General features: G+C 47.1%; 21 protein-coding genes. 13 read left to right on the top strand and 8 right to left on the bottom strand.

Annotated elements, in window-relative coordinates; genetic code table 11:
- The first annotated feature begins 8 nt into the window (after positions 1 to 8).
- The 11 genes from LCM00_RS07485 to fumC all read left to right on the top strand — a co-directional run bounded on the left by LCM00_RS07485 (position 9) and on the right by fumC (position 10,886).
- A complete protein-coding gene (locus tag LCM00_RS07485) occupies positions 9 to 935 on the top strand; it encodes a S16 family serine protease (RefSeq protein WP_224899641.1) in 927 nt (308 codons plus the stop codon).
- 59 nt (positions 936 to 994) lie between these two features.
- On the top strand, positions 995 to 1,615 hold the full coding sequence (locus LCM00_RS07490) for an HAD family hydrolase (protein ID WP_224899643.1): 621 nt from the start codon (positions 995 to 997) through the stop codon (positions 1,613 to 1,615).
- A gap of 285 nt (positions 1,616 to 1,900) precedes the next feature.
- On the top strand, positions 1,901 to 3,115 hold the full coding sequence (locus LCM00_RS07495; protein WP_224899647.1) for an MFS transporter: 1,215 nt from the start codon (positions 1,901 to 1,903) through the stop codon (positions 3,113 to 3,115).
- Between the two features lie 197 nt (positions 3,116 to 3,312).
- Positions 3,313 to 3,867 carry an RNA polymerase sigma factor SigY gene (gene sigY, locus LCM00_RS07500; RefSeq protein WP_224899650.1) on the top strand — a complete coding sequence of 185 codons (555 nt, stop codon included), beginning with the start codon at positions 3,313 to 3,315 and terminating at the stop codon, positions 3,865 to 3,867.
- Positions 3,830 to 4,186: a YxlC family protein gene (locus tag LCM00_RS07505; protein WP_224899653.1), complete on the top strand. Its 357-nt coding sequence runs from the start codon at positions 3,830 to 3,832 to the stop codon at positions 4,184 to 4,186. The genes sigY and LCM00_RS07505 overlap by 38 nt, the downstream gene beginning before the upstream one ends.
- Positions 4,183 to 4,389 (top strand): sigma-Y antisigma factor component, encoded by a 207-nt coding sequence (locus LCM00_RS07510; protein ID WP_148976656.1) that lies wholly within the window; start codon positions 4,183 to 4,185, stop codon positions 4,387 to 4,389. The genes LCM00_RS07505 and LCM00_RS07510 overlap by 4 nt, the downstream gene beginning before the upstream one ends.
- Complete coding sequence (locus LCM00_RS07515) at positions 4,389 to 4,592, top strand: hypothetical protein (RefSeq protein WP_224899656.1); 204 nt, start codon at positions 4,389 to 4,391, stop codon at positions 4,590 to 4,592. The genes LCM00_RS07510 and LCM00_RS07515 overlap by 1 nt, the downstream gene beginning before the upstream one ends.
- Positions 4,573 to 4,887 carry a YbjQ family protein gene (locus tag LCM00_RS07520; RefSeq protein ID WP_224899660.1) on the top strand — a complete coding sequence of 105 codons (315 nt, stop codon included), beginning with the start codon at positions 4,573 to 4,575 and terminating at the stop codon, positions 4,885 to 4,887. The genes LCM00_RS07515 and LCM00_RS07520 overlap by 20 nt, the downstream gene beginning before the upstream one ends.
- A gap of 439 nt (positions 4,888 to 5,326) precedes the next feature.
- Positions 5,327 to 7,084: an ABC transporter ATP-binding protein gene (locus tag LCM00_RS07525; RefSeq protein ID WP_224899662.1), complete on the top strand. Its 1,758-nt coding sequence runs from the start codon at positions 5,327 to 5,329 to the stop codon at positions 7,082 to 7,084.
- Positions 7,081 to 9,090 (top strand): ABC transporter ATP-binding protein, encoded by a 2,010-nt coding sequence (locus LCM00_RS07530; RefSeq protein WP_224899665.1) that lies wholly within the window; start codon positions 7,081 to 7,083, stop codon positions 9,088 to 9,090. The genes LCM00_RS07525 and LCM00_RS07530 overlap by 4 nt, the downstream gene beginning before the upstream one ends.
- 416 nt (positions 9,091 to 9,506) lie before the next feature.
- Positions 9,507 to 10,886 carry a class II fumarate hydratase gene (fumC, locus tag LCM00_RS07535; RefSeq protein ID WP_224899668.1) on the top strand — a complete coding sequence of 460 codons (1,380 nt, stop codon included), beginning with the start codon at positions 9,507 to 9,509 and terminating at the stop codon, positions 10,884 to 10,886.
- A 75-nt stretch (positions 10,887 to 10,961) separates the two neighbouring features.
- Here fumC and LCM00_RS07540 read toward each other — a convergent pair whose 3' ends face one another.
- Positions 10,962 to 11,165 (bottom strand): alpha/beta-type small acid-soluble spore protein, encoded by a 204-nt coding sequence (locus LCM00_RS07540; RefSeq protein ID WP_009795148.1) that lies wholly within the window; start codon positions 11,163 to 11,165, stop codon positions 10,962 to 10,964.
- Positions 11,166 to 11,448: 283 nt separating this feature from the next.
- Here LCM00_RS07540 and LCM00_RS07545 point away from each other — a divergent pair, with 283 nt between their 5' ends.
- Positions 11,449 to 11,706 (top strand): hypothetical protein, encoded by a 258-nt coding sequence (locus LCM00_RS07545; protein ID WP_224899671.1) that lies wholly within the window; start codon positions 11,449 to 11,451, stop codon positions 11,704 to 11,706.
- A gap of 20 nt (positions 11,707 to 11,726) precedes the next feature.
- Here the strand turns inward: LCM00_RS07545 and LCM00_RS07550 are convergent, their stop codons facing one another.
- Positions 11,727 to 12,836 carry an ABC transporter ATP-binding protein gene (locus LCM00_RS07550; protein WP_009795150.1) on the bottom strand — a complete coding sequence of 370 codons (1,110 nt, stop codon included), beginning with the start codon at positions 12,834 to 12,836 and terminating at the stop codon, positions 11,727 to 11,729.
- 121 nt (positions 12,837 to 12,957) lie between these two features.
- On the bottom strand, positions 12,958 to 13,854 hold the full coding sequence (locus tag LCM00_RS07555) for a PucR family transcriptional regulator (protein ID WP_224899674.1): 897 nt from the start codon (positions 13,852 to 13,854) through the stop codon (positions 12,958 to 12,960).
- 243 nt (positions 13,855 to 14,097) lie between these two features.
- Here LCM00_RS07555 and LCM00_RS07560 point away from each other — a divergent pair, with 243 nt between their 5' ends.
- A complete protein-coding gene (locus LCM00_RS07560) occupies positions 14,098 to 14,358 on the top strand; it encodes a metal-sensitive transcriptional regulator (protein WP_009795152.1) in 261 nt (86 codons plus the stop codon).
- 41 nt (positions 14,359 to 14,399) lie between these two features.
- Here the strand turns inward: LCM00_RS07560 and LCM00_RS07565 are convergent, their stop codons facing one another.
- From LCM00_RS07565 to LCM00_RS07585, 5 genes are all read right to left on the bottom strand, one after another.
- Positions 14,400 to 14,600 (bottom strand): hypothetical protein, encoded by a 201-nt coding sequence (locus LCM00_RS07565; protein WP_224899677.1) that lies wholly within the window; start codon positions 14,598 to 14,600, stop codon positions 14,400 to 14,402.
- Positions 14,601 to 14,670: 70 nt separating this feature from the next.
- The gene (locus LCM00_RS07570) at positions 14,671 to 14,886 is read right to left on the bottom strand and encodes a YheE family protein (RefSeq protein WP_224899680.1); all 216 of its coding nucleotides are present in this window, start codon (positions 14,884 to 14,886) and stop codon (positions 14,671 to 14,673) included.
- Between the two features lie 84 nt (positions 14,887 to 14,970).
- Positions 14,971 to 16,092 carry a YheC/YheD family protein gene (locus LCM00_RS07575; RefSeq protein WP_224899683.1) on the bottom strand — a complete coding sequence of 374 codons (1,122 nt, stop codon included), beginning with the start codon at positions 16,090 to 16,092 and terminating at the stop codon, positions 14,971 to 14,973.
- On the bottom strand, positions 16,089 to 17,456 hold the full coding sequence (locus LCM00_RS07580) for a YheC/YheD family endospore coat-associated protein (RefSeq protein ID WP_224899686.1): 1,368 nt from the start codon (positions 17,454 to 17,456) through the stop codon (positions 16,089 to 16,091). The genes LCM00_RS07575 and LCM00_RS07580 overlap by 4 nt, the downstream gene beginning before the upstream one ends.
- On the bottom strand, positions 17,434 to 18,537 hold the full coding sequence (locus LCM00_RS07585) for a YheC/YheD family endospore coat-associated protein (RefSeq protein ID WP_224899689.1): 1,104 nt from the start codon (positions 18,535 to 18,537) through the stop codon (positions 17,434 to 17,436). The genes LCM00_RS07580 and LCM00_RS07585 overlap by 23 nt, the downstream gene beginning before the upstream one ends.
- Positions 18,538 to 18,540 lie beyond the last annotated feature (3 nt).

Genomic DNA, 18,540 nt, shown 5'->3' on the forward strand with positions numbered 1-18,540 from the left:
GGTAGATAATGAAACCGGATCAATGGGGGCTTGGATGGATAATGTATAAAACTGGTGTTATTGCCGGTATCATGACATTCCTTTTCTATATAGTATTTTTGCTTCTATACCTTTTTGAAATCATCAATGAATATGCCTTTGTCTTTATGCTGTTCCTCCTGCTGGTGATTCTGCTGAATTTATGGTTTGTTTTCCGCCAAAAAAGTAAAAACAGAATACAAATCACTGTTTCAGCCTTTCTCGTCTTCCTCTTGTTCTGCTATGAACTGCCGCTGCTGCTGGTGCCGCTGAGCTCTCCCCCTTCTCATGTCGCTTATGCCTATCAGGAACCGAATGAGGCTTTAAGGGGATCAGGCATTTTTTCGGTAGGGGTCGCTGAATTTAGGCTGAAAAACCAGAACAGCATACAGGATGCCAAACAGATTTTGGCAGCGCAGGGAGTTGACGTACTGTCCGTTGCAGCAGTGAATCATAAAATTAGGTATGACAGCAAAAACGAGCAGCTGTTAAAATGGCTTCATCTGAAGAAAGAACCTTTGCTGCAAATGGAAGAAAACGCAGCAGAATACCTGGGAAAAGAAGACGATTGGCTCAGGAGGTTTATACAGCAGCCAGACATTGCCGGTAATAGTGCCGGACTCAGCCTGGCACTTTCAGGGCTCATTAAAGAAGGCCGACTGGAAAACAGGCTGCCTGTCGCAGTAACAGGCGCGATTAATGAGCATGGAGAAGTATCTTACGTAGGATTGATAAAGGAAAAAGTCCAGATTGCCGAAGCTGCCGGCTTCTCAGCCTTGATCATTCCGAGTGAAAATGCGGAAGAAGCTGCAGCTATTCAAAAAGAAAACAGCAGGAAAATAAAAATTATTGATGTTTCACACATTGATGAAGCTGTTAAGGCTATTAGAAAATTGAATGTCGGAGAATTAGACTGAAATAGAGATTAGAGTATACAGCATCAGGACTTTTCATAATGAAAGAGAGGACGAGATAAATGGACAGCATTATTTTTGATTTAGATGGGACTATCTGGGACTCAATTGATACAGTTCTGGTTGCCTGGAACAGTGTAATCAAACAAGATGACCGCAAGGAAGGCAAGTTGACACGGAAAGATTTTGAAGGAACAATGGGTTTACAGATGGATGAAATAAGCCGCAGGCTGTTTCCGGATCTAACAGAAGAACAGAGGCAGCAGCTGGTGGAGGAATGCAGGAAGGCAGAAGCGCATTACTTAGGGATACATGGAGGGGAACTTTATGAGAATGCAGAAAAAGTTCTGGAGAAACTTTCGCAAAAATATAAGCTTTTCATTGTCAGCAACTGCCAGGAAGGCTACATAGAGGTATTTTATAAATATCATAAGCTTGAAAAATATTTCCTTGATTTCGAAAACCCCGGCCGCACCAGTCTTTCGAAAGGAGAGAATATCAAATTGATCATTGAAAGAAATCAGCTTTCCAGTCCCGTGTATGTAGGTGACACAGAAGGCGACAGAAAAGCCGCCAGATTCGCAGGCATTCCCTTCATCTATGCTCAATACGGTTTCGGGGAAGTGAGTGAATATGATCAGAAGATTAACAAATTTGAAGACCTTTTGAAGGTTTTTGGGTGAAACGAAGCAAGAAGGAATTGTCAGGCATATGATACGGAATGCCAAAGGGCTTTATAAGGATTGCGTTCTTTACGGTATCTTGAAGGAAGATTTTCTAAAAATGAATTTTTATAAGGATTGATTGCTTTTTAAGACCTTCCCCTCCGATTATTGCTGAGACAAAACTTATTTCTGCTTGAAATACTAATACTTTAACCAAGAGGCTTGAACGATCAGAAGGAGGCATCGTCCATTGTAAATTTCCCTTTTTATCATTAAATTCTAAGATAAAGAGGGGCAGGTTATATGAAAAGCAGATCTTTCCGGTCTCTTTGGATTGGGCAGTCACTTGCCAATTTAGGAGATGTGTTTTATATAGTAGGTTTGATATCCATTTTGTATTCTGTTACCGGGTCTCCGGTATACCTGGCACTGCTGCCGTTTTTGAATATGGCAGGACGGGCGGTAAGCGGGGCTGTTTCGCCTTTATTGCTCAAAAGATACAGGCTGAAAACCATGCTTGTCGGCTCCCAGATGAGCAAGACGGCGGCATTGTTCATTCTTGCCGGCTGGCTTTTGGTGCAAAGCTCTCCGGGGATCATGTTTATATTAGTTTTGATTTTTATCAATGCCTTCTTTGATGGCTGGGCACTGCCTGCTTCAGATGCCATCCTTCCGAGGCTGGTTCAAAAAGAAGATTTGATGAAAGCCAACAGTTTCTTAGCCTTATTGAATGAGTCCATCCAATTGGGCGGCTGGGCGTTAGGGGGCATTTTGACGGCAGCGGCAGGCGGGCAGAAAGTTATCTGGCTAACACTTGCTTTCTATGCCTTTTCTACCTTTATGATGCAGTTGATTAGTGATAAGACACCTTTCGGGGCCAATCCTGAAAAGAAAAGTGGAGGGAAGGTCCTGATGGAAGGCTGGATCTCTATATGGACGCAGCCTGTTCTGCGCAGCCTTCATGTGGTGATTCTAATAGAAGCCATCGCTAACGTAGTCTGGATAGCTGCCATTCTTTATGTGTTTGTCGCTGAAGTTTTAAAGGCAGGGGAAGCATGGTGGGGTTATATTAATACGGTATTTTTCATGGGCTTGATATTGGGAGGAATTATATGCACAAAATTTTCTCATCTTTTTGAAAAAAACATGAAACTCACCTTAATATCGGCCTCTTTCGGAGTGGCGATTGTGACATTCCTTTTTGGCGCCAATTCACTGGCCTGGGCTGCATTACTATTAGTTTTTCTCAGCGGGCTTGTCCATCAGATTAAAGGCATCATCATGCACACCTATATACAAATAGAGGTTTCGGCAGAAGACCTGCCAAAGGTGTTCAGCGCCCAGCATACACTGGTTTCCCTGGCATTCGGTTTATCAACATTATGGTTTGGTGCGATTGCAGAGAACATCAGTGTGAAGATAACTTTCGTGATTGCGGGAATATTGCTGGCGTTTGGCGGAATCTATCTGCTGGCGGTCAGAAAGAGATTCTCTCCGGATCTCATTTTAGAAAAATAAACTGACGAAGGCTGCATTTGGCTGACAAATGCAGCCTTTATTTATGTATATTGGACATATTAAAGATTTTTTATAAAAAAATGAACGATTATGCTGGCCCCGCCGTCTTATGAATGAAAAGTAAATGAACAGCAGCGGAACAGAGCAGGATAAGAGGAAAACTCATTAAAAGGCCATTGGAAGGACAGATGTCAAAGATGGAAGAAAGAGAGCTCGTCAAGGCAGCCAATAAAGGCGACAAAAGGGCACTGGCCATGCTTTTTAAACAAAATTATCCCTTTCTGGTCAAGTATTTGATCAAGGCGGCTATGGATAAGGATCTGGCAGAGGAGCTTGCCCAGGAAACAATGGCGAAATCCCTGGAAAAAATCCATTTGTATAATGGCCAATCGAAGTTCTCCTCCTGGCTCATTTCCATTGCGACCAATTTATATATAGACCATCTGCGCAAGAAGAAAAGGGAAAGAGACTGGCAAGGGCAGGAGCAGTCATGGAGGAAGCTGAAATGGCAGATGGAGAGCCGGAATGAAGAGTGGAATGATGCTCTTGCTGCTCTTGGCAAATTGAAAGACGACATACGCGTAGCCATCGTTTTAAAGCATTATTACGGCTATTCTTACGACGAAATAGGAAACATGATGAAAATATCCCCCGGAACAGCCAAATCAAGGATCCACAATGGACTTGCAGCTGTCAGAAAGGAGCTGGGCCTGCATGAAAAAGGAGCAGAAAATCATACCGCTGGAAAATAAATACGAAAACAAACAGGACATATTGACCGCAAGCGAAATTGAAAAAGGGCTTGAGGTCCTTGACCAGTCATTTTCTGTTCATACTCCGGAGCTTGAATGGTTCGAGGAGATGATTGCAGAAAAGCAGGAGCAGATGAGGAAAAGCTGGATAAGGGATATTGGCTTGTTCTTTATGATGGCAGCGGTGATATTAGCGGTTCTGCTTACTACGCTGCACCAGCTTCCTGCTGTTTTCATAGCCATCCAGGCTGCAGCCGGGATATTCATTGCAGGGGCAGGCACTTACTATTTCCTCAGGCAGAGGGTGAATGAAGCATGAATGAAGAAATATCCCTGCCGCTTCTTCTGCTTGTAGCCGCCATCCTGATCACCCAGAGTGTTTTCCTCTTTCTCCACGCACGGAAAAACGGCCATAACTATTGGCTGTGGGGCCTGATCGGCCTTATCCAGGCGCCGATGCCACTCTTGGTTTATTTTATATTTGTCGAAAAGAGCTGGAGGAAAGGCAAGGGGGGCAGGTAATGAACAAATTAAAGCAGCTTCTCTTATTTACGGCCCTCGGGGGACAGCTCCTTGGACTGGCGATGATCTTCATCAATTTGAAGGCGGCTGTCATATTTTATGCCTCGTATGCCATATTAATCATTGCTTTGCTTGCCATACTCGGCTGGGAAAGGAATAAAGAAAAAAGGGAGGAAAATGCGCATGATTATCGTGACTACTGAATTTGTTCCTGGCATGGAAGTGAAAGAATTGAAGGGGTTCGTCAGGGGAAGCACAGTGCAGTCCAAACATATCGGAAAGGATATTCTGGCAGGGTTCAAGACCATTGTCGGAGGAGAAATCAAAGAGTATACAGAGATGATGGATGAAGCAAGGCAGCTGGCGATAGTGAGGATGGTGGAAGATGCCAGGAATAAAGGAGCGAACGCTGTCATCTGCATGCGCCTGGAATCTTCTGCTGTCATGCAGAATGCTTCAGAAATCATTGCATATGGAACAGCTGTTACTGCAGAATAAAAAATTCAGAAAAATAACAAAAATGCCAATTGACTTTTAATAAGACAGATGATAATCTTACAAAGTGGAAAAATTTGAAAAGGGGGCGCATGATCATGATTGTACGAAATGATGCTATTTTACTAACTGAATACATGCCGGCCTGTCCTTTCCCTGACTTTTCCCAGTAATCATTCATTTTATAACTGATCAGCACAGGCAGCTTTTTGCGCAGCCTGTGCTTTTGTCTTTTCCGGACATATCGCCATGACGCGGTATGTCTTTTTTTGGTTTTTGTTTTTAGATGGTGGGAAGACCAGGCATCAGCCTGTTTTCTATATAACTTTTAAAAAGGAGGAAGCTGGTTATGCTGTTTTATCAACAAGAAAGGATTGCTATTTCGCCTGGAGATCTCGAGGGAGGCTAGCAGAGCGGCTGTTTATAGAAAGGGGAGGAATGAATGTTTTCGATTTTGAAGAAACTGAGCTGGTTTTTTAAAGAACAATGGAAAAGATATACCGTTGCCATTATCCTGCTTGCAATTGTCGGGGTTCTGGATGTGATGCCTCCAAGGCTTGTCGGGCAGGCAATCGATGACATCCATCTGGGATCGCTCGACAGCGGCAAGATCCTTCAGTATCTGCTGCTGCTCGGGGTGATCACAGTGGTGTCCTACGGGATTACGTATGTGTGGATGTATCAGCTTTTCGGAGGGGCATTCCTTGTGGAGAGGAAGCTGAGGAGCAGATTTATGAACCATCTGCTGAAGATGACCCCGTCATTTTTTGAGAAGAACAGGACCGGGGACCTGATGGCGCGGGCGACAAATGATTTGAAGGCCATTTCTGTGACGGCCGGATTTGGGATTCTCACGCTTGTTGACAGCAGCATCTTCATGCTGACGATCCTCTTGACTATGGGCTTCCTGGTCAGCTGGAAGCTGACAATCGCAGCAGTCCTGCCGCTGCCGCTCATGGCTTTATTGATGAAAATATACGGAAAAAGAATCCATGTCCGTTTCATGGAGGCCCAGGATGCTTTCGGGAACCTGAATGATAAAGTCCTTGAATCAGTTTCCGGTGTCCGGGTCATCCGCGCATATGTGCAGGAGCGTGCCGATGAAGGCCGGTTCCACGATATGACAGAGGATGTCTATGAAAAAAATATCAAGGTCGCCAGGATTGATTCTCTTTTCGATCCGACGATAAAAATCATTGTCGGACTCAGCTACCTGATCGGGCTTGGCTATGGAGCCAATCTGGTTTTCAATCAGGTCATCACACTGGGAGATCTGGTCGCTTTTAATGTGTATCTTGGGATGCTGATCTGGCCCATGTTTGCGATAGGAGAGCTGATCAATATTATGCAAAGGGGCAATGCCTCCCTTGACCGTGTACAGGAGACGCTCTCCTATGAGGAGGATGTAAAGGATCCCGGCAAGCCTGCTGATGCTGAGAGGCCAGAGAGTATTGTTTTTGATGATGTCACTTTCAGGTATCCGTCCAGCAGCACTGATAATCTGAAGAGCATCAAGGTTAGGCTGGACCGGGGCCAGACCTTGGGGGTGGTCGGAAAAACGGGCAGCGGAAAGACCACATTTATTAAACAGCTGCTCAGGGAATATCCCGCAGGGGCAGGAACCCTGGCTGTTGCCGGCATCCCGATCAAGGACCAGTCGCTGCAGAATACAAGGAATTGGATCGGCTATGTGCCCCAGGACCATGTTCTTTTTTCCCGTTCGGTCAGGGAAAACATCTTGTTTGGAAACGAACAGGCAGAAGAAAGTGATCTGCAGAGGGCGATCGACCTGTCAGCCTTCCGGAAGGATCTTGAAATGCTTCCTGAAGGCCTGGAGACCCTTGTCGGGGAAAAAGGGGTTGCCTTATCCGGAGGGCAGAAGCAGAGGATCTCGATTGCGAGGGCCCTGATCAAGGATCCAGAAATCCTGATACTCGATGACTCGCTTTCGGCTGTTGACGCGAAGACCGAAAAGAAAATCATCGGCAATATCCGGACAGAAAGGGAAGGGAAAACCACCATCATCACCACGCACCGCATGACGGCAGTCCAGCATGCGGATCATATTATTGTCCTGGACAATGGGAGTATTGCCGAGGAAGGGACCCATGCAGAGCTGATGGCAGGGTCAGGCTGGTATAAAGAGCAGTATATCAGACAGCAGGCCCAGGCAGCTGCAGAAGAGGAGGTGCTGTCATGAAAACAGGAAAACGCCTTTTTTCATATGCGCTTATTTATAAAAAGATCATCCTTGCCGCGCTTGCCATGCTGACTGTCGCCGTTGCGGCAGACCTTGCAGGTCCGTTCATTGCCAAGAGGCTGATCGACCAGCATATACTCGGGATAGAATCCGTCTGGTATCAGACAGGAGAAAACGATGATTCTGTTTCATATAAAGGCCATTATTATACGAGAGAGCAATATATGGATGAAGGCTCACCTATGATTGATCAGGCCCGCATCCTCCAGGCCGGAAAAGACTTTATTTTTGTGGATGGCGACATTCAGTTTGATGGAGAACGAAGCTATAAGGATGGTGTGCTGACCATCTCAAAAGGAAAAGAAAAAGAGGAGTATGAGGGTTCAAGGCTCCAGGGGGAAGAGCTGATGAGTTTCTATAAACCGGAAATCCCCCGTATCATCAGGCTTCTCTCCTTTTACTTCGGATTGATTGTCATTGCGGCCATTTTCCAGTACGGACAAAGATTTTATCTGCAGAAGTCTGCCAACCGGATCATCCAGAAAATGCGGACGGATGTTTTCGGCCAGATACAAAAGCTGCCTGTCCAATATTTTGACACCCTGCCTGCAGGGAAGGTTGTTGCACGAATTACGAATGACACAGAAGCTATTCGCGAACTTTATGTAACAGTGCTTTCAACCTTCTTTACAAGCATTATTTATATTGCAGGGATTTATACAGCACTTTTCATCCTGAATGCTAAGCTGGCAGCGATCTGCCTGATTCTTCTGCCGATCCTGTATATATGGATGATTGTCTATAGAAAGTATGCATCCAAATACAATAAGGTCATCAGGACAAGAGTGAGCGATATCAACGGGATGGTAAACGAGTCGATCCAGGGGATGAACATCATCCAGGCATTTGGGCGCGAGGGAGACACGAGGAAGGATTTCGATAAGCTGAATACAGAGCATTTTACCTACCAGAACAAACTGCTTAACTTGAACTCTTTAACTTCCCATAACCTTGTCGGCGTGCTCCGGAATATTGTCTTTGTTGCGTTCATCTGGTATTTCGGAGGCGAATCCCTCAGTGCGTCCGCCGTCATCTCACTCGGTATGCTTTATGCCTTTGTCGACTATATCAACCGCCTGTTCCAGCCTGTACAGGGAATTGTCAATCAGCTTGCCAATCTGGAGCAGGCACTGGTGGCAGGGGAGCGGGTATTTGAACTCCTCGATGAGGAAGGAATCGAGGTAGATGACAGCAAGGTTCCGCGCTATAAAGGCAATGTAGAATTCAATGGTGTCCATTTTGGCTACAAGGAAAACGAATATGTCCTCAAGGACATTACCTTCACAGCTTCCCATGGCGAAACTGTCGCTCTTGTCGGGCATACCGGCTCAGGCAAAAGCTCTATTATGAATCTGCTGTTCCGCTTCTATGATTGCCAGAAAGGGAGCATCACTATTGATGGAAAGGACATCACCGGCATGTCACGGCAGAATCTCAGGAAGCATATGGGGATTGTCCTCCAGGATCCTTTCCTGTTCACCGGGACGATAGCAGAGAATGTCAGCCTCAATGACGCGGCTGTTACAAGGGAGAAAGTCGAAAAAGCCCTAAAGGATGTCGGCGCTGACAAAGTGCTGGAGAATCTGGAAAAGGGGTATGATGAACCGGTCATTGAAAAAGGAAGCACCCTCTCGAGCGGGCAGAGGCAGCTCATTTCATTCGCCAGGGCGCTGGCTTTTGATCCGGCCATACTGATTCTTGACGAAGCCACATCAAGCATTGATACGGAGACAGAGACAGTGATCCAGAATGCGATGGAGGTGCTGAAAGAGGGCAGAACTACTTTTATCATCGCTCATCGCCTATCCACCATCCGCAATGCTGACCAGATCCTTGTCCTCGACCGGGGGAGGATCGCTGAAAAAGGCACACATGATGAACTCATGAAGCTGAAGGGCTGGTATTACCAGATGTATCAGCTCCAGCAGGGATCCATGGCCGGCTAGCAGAAAAGCACCCTTTATCGGGTGCTTTTCTGTTTTGCCCGGCGCAGTTGTATCCTGAAGCCATACCAGCCCGTGTTCACCAATATTTCACCTCTATGCCACAAAATCGTGAAGGGTCCTGATAAGCAGCATGGCATGAATATGATAATTTTAAGTGGGAACTACCTGGCAGCTCCGGCAGGAATGGAGGGGGAATCATGGAGGTTTTTGCGGTTACACTTAGCATAGCGAGCATCATGGTCATCGGCTATTTTATCGGCTGCTCGATTGTCCAGGATTGAGAAACGGGAAAGCCGGTCCACAGCGGGCCGGCTTTACACTTTCCGGAATTCAAAATACTGGAATCGCCAAACTTTTGACATTAAAATGAAGAAATAAGGGAAAAGGCTATAAGGATGAATACAGGAGGGATAAGTATGTCAGATTTCAGGATTGAAAGAGATACCCTTGGCGAAGTAAGAGTGCCGGGTGATAAGTATTGGGGAGCACAGACACAGAGAAGCAAGGATAATTTCAAAATCGGCACTGAAAAAATGCCTCTTGAGATGATTTACGCCTTTGCCCATTTGAAGCAGGCGGCAGCCAAAGCGAATCATAAGCTTGGAAAACTTTCAGACGATAAGAAGGAAGCCATTGCCGCCGCGTGCACGGAAATATTGGATGGGAAGCTTGATGGGCATTTTCCTCTGGCTGTCTGGCAGACAGGCAGCGGCACCCAGTCCAATATGAATGTGAATGAAGTGGTTGCAAGAAGAGCGAATGAGATGCTTTCGGAAAAAGGTTCAGAGGAAAAGGTGCATCCGAATGATGATGTGAATATGTCCCAAAGCTCAAACGATACATTCCCGACGGCCATGCATATCGCAGCGATCATCGAGCTGACCGAAAGGCTGCTTCCTTCGCTGAACGAGCTGAAGAAAACCATTAAAATCAAGGAAGAATCCTTTAAAGGGATCGTCAAGATTGGCAGAACACATCTCCAGGACGCCACTCCATTGACGCTGGGCCAGGAAATCAGCGGCTGGAGAGCCATGCTGGAAAAAAATGAAAGAATGCTGATTGACAGCATCAAATATCTTGAGGACCTGGCAATTGGAGGAACAGCCGTTGGTACAGGCATCAATGCCCATCCTGATTTCGGCCCGATGACGGCGGAATGGATTTCCGAACAGACCGGCCATCCTTTCCGTTCAGCGGATAATAAGTTTCATGCCTTGACAAGCCATGACGAAATCGTTCATGTGCATGGCAGTCTCAAAGCACTCGCTGCCGATCTGATGAAGATCGCCAATGATGTACGCTGGCTTTCCAGCGGTCCACGCAGCGGAATCGGCGAGCTTTCCATTCCCGCAAATGAACCAGGCAGCAGCATCATGCCAGGCAAAGTGAATCCAACGCAAAGCGAAGCCTTGACCATGGTCGTGACGCAGGTATTCGGCAACGATGCAGCGATAGGATTTGCTGCAAGCCAGGGGAATTTTGAGTTGAATGTCTTTAAGCCGGTCATTATTTATAACTTCCTGCAAAGCATCAGGCTTCTTGCGGACAGCATGCAGTCCTTCAACGAAAAATGTCTTGTTGGCCTTGAAGCAAATGAGGAAGTCATCAAAGGGCATGTAGAAAGATCTCTTATGCTTGTCACTGCTTTGAATCCTCATATCGGCTATGAAAAGGCGGCAGAAATTGCGAAGCTTGCTTTTAATGAAAATTCTACGCTGAAAGAGGCGGCCCTGAAAACCGGCCATGTAACAGAAGAGGAATATGATCAATGGGTTGACCCGGATAAAATGATTTAATAGCAGCACAAAAGAAAGGACACCATAAGCTTGGTGTCCTTTCAGCCATTATCTATTTAATTGTTTTAGCTTAGATTAAAATTGAGATCCGCCAAGCTGCTGTTCAGCCATTTGAACAAGACGCTTAGTGATTTCTCCACCAACAGATCCGTTAGCGCGGGCAGTTGTTTCTGCGCCAAGGTTTACTCCGAATTCGTTAGCGATTTCGTATTTCATTTGGTCAAGAGCTTGAGATACGCCTGGTACTAAAAGCTGGTTTGAAGAATTGTTGTTTGCCATGATGAGCACTCTCCTTCGAATAATTTTTTGGTTGGACTATTTTGGACTTGAACCAAACGGAGCACCATGCATAGTCCGCAGTGGGAAGGGAAGCTGTGCCTGCCGGCTGTTTGCTGTTTGTACTCTCTATTATGGTTGATTCCTGCCTGTTTATACGGCAGGGAAGGATGTAATTATTTCCTGTTGTGATGGGTTTCTTATGATCCTGAAAAGGCTATTCTACATACATAGCGGAAAAGGATGCAGACTAAAGATACTGGAGGAATAGGAAGGAGGAGCAGACATGTCAGTATGCCCGGCATGCAACGGGCTTGAAAACATCAGCAAAAGCTGCCCGAAATGCGGAAACGGAATGGATGACAGCGGAAAGATCATGGATTTCTATGATGACTACAGCGCCTATATGCCAGCGGACCAGTTGAAGCTCGAGGATGGGTATCCTGATGATTATAAAAATAAAGAATGTCCCCATCTGCTTTCATGCCCGAACTGCGGAGACGACGAGGTGGCATTTGTGAAAGAACAAGAAAACTCCGTCTGAGAAAGACGGAGTTTTGTGTGTTATTCATTCTTTGAGCGGATGCGGTCTTCTGTTTCAGCATCAAAGAAGTGTGCTTTGTTCATGTCGAACGCAAGGTCCACCTGCTGTCCAGGCATGATGTCTGTACGTGAATCAACACGGGCGACAAAGTCCTGGCCGTTGATGCTTGAATAAATCATCGTTTCTGCACCAGTAAGCTCGGATACATCGATTTTTGCAGAGATTTTGGATCCCTGGGAAGCATCGATGAATACAGGCTCATCGTGGATGTCTTCAGGGCGGATTCCAAAGATGATGTCTTTGCCGACATATCCCTGGTCACGCAGGACTTTCATTTTCCCTTCCGGCACGGCGACAGAAGTATCACCGAGGACCAGCTTTCCATCCTGCAGCTTGCCGTTGAAGAAGTTCATGGCAGGAGATCCGATGAATCCGCCGACAAATACGTTTTCCGGTTTTTCGTATACTTCTTTTGGAGCTCCGACCTGCTGGATGACTCCGTCTTTCATGACCACCAGGCGTGTAGCCATTGTCATGGCTTCTGTCTGGTCATGTGTTACATAAATAGTTGTAGTCTGAAGGCGCTGGTGGAGCTTGGCGATTTCCGCACGCATCTGTACACGCAGCTTGGCATCAAGATTGGAAAGCGGCTCATCCATCAGGAAGACCTTGGCATCACGGACGATAGCGCGGCCCAGTGCAACACGCTGGCGCTGACCGCCGGACAATGCCTTTGGCTTGCGGTCAAGATAAGGTTCAAGGCCAAGGATTTTGGCAGCCTCGTTTACGCGGCGGGCAATTTCATCTTTTGGGAATTTGCGCAGCTTCAGTCCAAAAGCCATATTATCATAAACCGTCATATGCGGGTAAAGAGCATAGTTCTGGAATACCATCGCAATATCGCGGTCTTTTGGAGGCACATCATTGACGCGTTTGCCGTCAATTGAGAAATCCCCCTGTGAAATTTCTTCAAGTCCTGCAATCATTCGCAGTGTCGTCGATTTACCGCAGCCTGATGGGCCGACAAAAACGATGAATTCCTTGTCCTGGATATGGAGATTGAAGTTATCCACAGCTGTCACTTTGTTATCATAAATTTTATAAATATTATCGAGTTTTAATTCTGCCATCCTAATTCCTCCCCGGTTGTTTTCCTTCTGTTTCTAATAATAAAGGAAATTGCAGAAATCATCATTGGGAGGTGTGCACAAAAGATGGGCAGGCTTTTTAGTCACATTGTACAGTCTGTTCTTAATACTGCTGATCCTTGAGCAGACAGGCAAGGTAAACGGTTACAGCATTATTGAAATCCTTCAGGTTTACTCCGGTTTTTTCCGAGAATTTATCCAGTCTGTATTGCAGGGTGTTTCTGTGGATGTAGAGTTTTTTTGCCGAAAGGGTTGCGTTGGATCCGTTCTCAAGAAAAGCTTTGATTGTGTCCAGCAGTTCCGAATCCTCTGCAGCAGGTCCAAGCAGCTGGGTGTCAAGGCTCTCGCGGAGGCTTGGCTTCATTTCAGCAACCAGACAGGACGGAAACGCCTTTTCAAAGGATAGCACTCTTTCATGGGGCATCAGCCTGAGGGCCCTGCCGAAAAAATCCCTCTCCTTTTCAAAGCCGTCTCGCAGCTGATCGCCGGCCGGGAAAAACTTGCCCAGATATACATACATTTTTACGTAAAAATCGGTCTCGAACGCCTGGATGATGGAACGGAATTCATCTTCGCCCACCTCGTTTCCTTCCGGGATGATAAGGCAGCAGCGGGTTTTCTTTTCCCACAGGAGGACAATATCCTCTGACAAAAATGCACGAAGCGCCGTTTCTGCATCATCCTGCTCGAACTCGCTGCCGCTCAGGTCGATTTGGGCTATTCTGCAGTGCGCTGTTCCGGCATCGGGCAGGGGGCCGCTGCGGAACAGCCAGTCATGCCATCCTTTTGAGCGCTGATCGAGCTTGCCGGGAAGGCTTGCAGGATGAAAAAGAGTGCGGAGAAGCCTTAATTCTTCTTCAGAGATATCTTTTGCAGGCACTCCGAACCATTCGGTTTCATCCTTGTCTGTGAACCAATAAAAATCATGAAAAAAGAAAAAGTCAGGCTCTTCCTGCTGCAGCCTGGAATTCCGGTATAAAGCATGCAATTTAGTAAACATATATCATTCTCCATACTTTCTTTTATTCGCCAAAAGAGATAAAATTTTATTCAAACCTTTATTTAAGCGGCTGTGTTAAACATTGCTGCTGATATCTGGCTGAATGAGCCCAAAATCACCACAGATCACTAACGAGCTATATTAATTATAGCAGGAATGACGCATCAGCAGCCATCTGTCTGCCAGTGCATATGGTAATATAGCATTAATCAGTTTGTCCGCAATTAAGGAGTGAAGAAATAGATGGAATATTCACAGGAAATGAAGAACCGCCTGAAGCGCCTGGAGGGCCAGGTCCGCGGTGTCATCCGGATGATGGAGGAAGAGAAGCACTGCAAGGATGTGGTGACCCAGCTTTCTGCCGTTAGATCTGCCGTTGACCGGGCGATGGGTTATATTGTCGCAAAAAATCTTGAAAGCTGCATCAGGGAAGCCAATGAAGAGGGCAGAAATGCAGAGGAAGCCATCCAGGAAGCCGTCAATATGATTGTAAAAAGCAGATAATCAAAAAACCGCAGATAAAAGATCTGCGGTTTTTTGCCTTATTAGGATGTGGTCCCTGCCGGCGGCTCCTCGCGTACCAGGGGACGTGCCTCTTCAATATTGGCGGAGCTGCTGCCTTCATGTACAGATCCCCCTGAGAGCCCTTCGCCTATCATGCGCTCAACATCCTGGTATGTATCCTCCCTGCCTTCAAAAAGAGCATCAGGCGCAGGTTTCTTTGATTCTGAATCATTTTTTTTCATGGTACAGACCTCCATGGCTAAGTACTATTACTTTTCCATCAGGAGAGCTGATTATGCACAGGATTCTTCCTCAGCGGCTGTCATACACATGAAAGAGCATCAATTCATGGATGCCCGATTTAAGGCGGTCCTCCTCGTCCGCAGGGGGAGCGGCGCCCGTCCATTCAATGCTGCCGTCGGGATTATAAATGCCATTGTACTTTTTATTTTTAAAATAAAAGGAAATACGCCAGCCGGGCATCTGGTTGTTTTCATAAAGCGGCTGATATTGAAAATGTGTTAGCATATCATTCCTCCTCTTCCTCCATTGTAATCGTTTTCTGTCCATACCCCAATAAAAAAGTAAAGGGCACCTGCCAGGATGCCCGTTTCAATAGACCGCCTTATCAAATAGTATGTCAGCAAGCCTCCTGATCCTTTCTGCTTCAATATTTTCTTCATCAAACTTCATCGGCTTGGAATTGATCTCATAAATAACATAGCGTCCATTGCCGGCATAGCCTGCGTCCATGGAGAATTCCCCAAACCATCCCATTTCGCGGGACAGGGATTTACCAGCCAATTGGACTGCCTTCTTAATAAATTCATCATGTCCTGGTGTGCGGAAATCATTATAAGGGATCAGCCTGCCTCCATTGGGGATATGAGTAGTGATGTCGTCCACTGCAGCCTGCCGGATGCCTATGCCTGTCACCTCATACTTGTCTGCCTGGCCATGGGCAAGTATCCGGAAATCATTCCGCTGCCCGTCCGCTGTGGCAGCGTAAACGGCCTCTTGTGCAATATATGCCTGTTCCTCAAATACAGATCTCAAATGTTCCCAAAGATGTCCGAAGTCAGGATGCCGGGTCCTTCCGTTCAAGTCCTTCGCCAGGATCATTCCGTCGTGATCCATTCCGGCCCTTATAATACCCTTTCCCTTAGAGCTGCTGTTTGGCTTGATATAAATATCATTATGCTTCATAAGGAATGACTCCAGCTCCCGGCTGCTGCCAATAAGGATGGTATCCGGCAAAAAGCCTGTTAATCCAGGTTCTTGTTTTAATTTTGTATAGCATTCGAATTTTTCTAGAAAACATGGATTAAAGAAAGGGATCTTCTCAGCCTGGAAAAAGGCAGCAGCTTTGCGGAAACCCCCGGTCTGCTCACTTTTCCTGAAAGGGACCCGGTTGTAGATGATATCCGGCAGGGGGGCTGCCACAAGGGACCATGCATCCTGGCCAGGCAGATAGACGATTCCATCGACTCCAGCTCCTGATACATCTTCAGGTGCAAATACAACTGAGATGCCGCCGCGTGACAGCATCTCCCTTTGTATATCCTTGAATAGCCGGCTATTGCCTGCCAGTGTGCTTTCCGATTTTCTGCTGGCAAGGATTCCGGCAATGGGCCCGCCCGATTCCGGCCTCTTCAGCTGGAGGGCGGTTCTTTCTCCTCCTTCAGGGAGGGGACTTAGCCACCGTTTAAGTTCCTGGCTTAACGGGGCTGTCATTTAAAGATTTCCTCAGGGCGGGATATTGCCTGTTCTGTTAAAAACACGGCAAAATCGAGCGACATTTTCCTCGTCAAATAATCGAATTCCTTCAGCTCCGGATGCTTAAAGATACTCCTGCCCGGCTTGGAGTTGGCTTCAAACAGCCACACATTCCCTTTTCGGTCAATCCCGAGATCAAAGCCGATTTCAGCAATGATCCCTTCGAGCTGCGCTTCAAGCACGCTGCTGAGTCCCAGGGCAGCCTTTGACAGCTTTTCTGTAAACTCCTGCTCCATCATGCGGCTTGTGCAGACCTCTGAAAGGGTTTTGATTTCCCCGCCGTTTTTAACATGGGTCGTTACACTGCCAAGTCCCGCCACTTTTGCGGCAATGGCTGTTACCTTCCATTCTCCGCTGTCATCTTTATTCGTATGGACACGGAAATCGATTGAGCGCTGCTCATGCCGCAGCAGATGGATGCCCTGCTGGACAACCATGCTGTTCAGGTTGCTGCGCCGAAAAACATGGTGCATAAGCGATTCCAGGGTATGGAATTTTCTCAGCCTGTTTACATCTGCATTATCGCGGTAGCGGCAATAATAAAAGCCCTCCTCCCGGTCATAGATCACCTGTCGGATCCCGAGGCCAAGGCTGCCGTTTGCCGGCTTGATATAGACATGGCCATAGTCGCCCAGCATCCGTTCAATCACAGAAAAGGAAGAAAAGGCATGGGTTTCCGGCAGATAGGGAACTGCCGCTTCCTCCTGCTGAAGCCGCTCGAATACATCAAGCTTGTTGAAAAAGCCGGGATTATACCAGGGGATCAGATAGTCCTTTTGCAGGCGGTCTTTGATGCGCTTCAGCTCTGCCAGCCTTTCGGATTTCCTGTTGGGCAGCCGGTCATAGACCACGTTGGGAAATGGAAGTTCAACAGTCGCCCAGCCTTCTTTATGATAGATATGCCCCTTGATTGTGCCTGCATCCCAGTCGATATGCTGCTCGCCAAATAAGAACGGCAATGCGCCGACGGCTTTGTTGACGGAAAGGAGCTTGGAAAAGAATATCGTCCTTTCACCAATGGGCCTGAGCGGAAACGGGGTGAACCCTGATGTGAATATACCGACCAGCGGCCCTATGAAAAGCGTCTCTCCTTCTGAAAATAGATGCAGAGGGATGCCAAGATCCGGCAGCTTTAATTTGGCTGCGAGGTCGCTGCTGATGCTGACAATATATTTATCGCCAGGAGTCGGGAGGAATTCTGCATCCTCTGTGCAGGCGCCGAAGGCAATTTTTTCAATGGTCCGTTGTTCAATCACCTCCCGCGGGCACCAGACTGTATTCTCTCTTCCTTCTTTGATTTCAATGGGATACTGTTTTCTCACTGTTTTTCCTCCTCTCAGCCTGCCCGGCAGATGTTAAAAGCTTTCCATATAAAAGCGGGGCTTTGTACAGGGCTTCTTTTTTATCTGGATCTGTTTCCAGGATCACCTTCCGGCCCGGCTTGGAATTGACATCGAGGATCCAGATGGCCCCATCCCTGGCGATTCCAATATCCAGCCCAATCTCAAAAAGGGGAGGGAGAGCATCTTCAAGGATTTCAGGCAAGGCTTTGGATATCTCGGCCAGTTCTGCACGCAGGAAGCGGCTTGAGCTGACTGCACTGTTTTCAAGCCAGTTCTCGAAAGTGGAGACAGCAGATCCTGCACTCATATTGGAAATGATTCCATTTTCCCTGCCGACCCTTACACCCCTGCCCATTTCCTGCCAGCTTCCTGCTTCATTTTTCTGCAGAAGGACCCTGATATCAAACGGCTGATTGTCCCTGTTGGAGAGCGGCAGATAAGGCTGAAGCAGATAGCTGTTTCCGGACAATAGCTGCCCAAGCCACCCGGCAGCCTTCTTCTGGTCAGTGAATAGGCGGGAAATCTGCTCTTCTGGTGTATCTGTTTTGACGAGCAGTCCATCCTTCTGCTTCTTAAGGTAATAGATTCCGGCTCCCTGCGACCCATTTGCCGGCTTGAGAATCAGCGGACTGCCTGATGCAGATTGCTGAAGAACCTGGTCTGCAGACTGGGCGTGTATGCTTTTGGGGATATATGGGGCCAGCGGCGACTGGGAAAGGATTTTATAAAGCTCCAGCTTATTGGGGAGGCCGTGGCCGAGAAACAGGGTATCCCTGCGATTTTTTAAGTAATGAACGATTGAACGGCACTGCCTGGAGTGTGTGTCATTTCCGTAAAAGCAGCGGTCATACAGCACGTCCGGCAGGGGAAAGGAGGCCTCTGCCCATTCTTCTTTACTGTGGTCATATTTTTCTCCTGCAATAAGTTCGGTTCTCGGGTCGATCGCTGAGGGGATAAAACGGAAGCATTCGACCCCGCAGCTCCTGGCCCTTTTGGCAATTTCGGTTGCATAAGCTTTCTCGCTTGTTGAGCGAAGGGACATGAATCCCAATGAGCGCATCTT

The sequence above is a fragment of the Bacillus infantis genome (assembly GCF_020171945.1).
GTDB classification, from domain to species: domain Bacteria; phylum Bacillota; class Bacilli; order Bacillales; family Cytobacillaceae; genus Bacillus_AB; species Bacillus_AB infantis_A.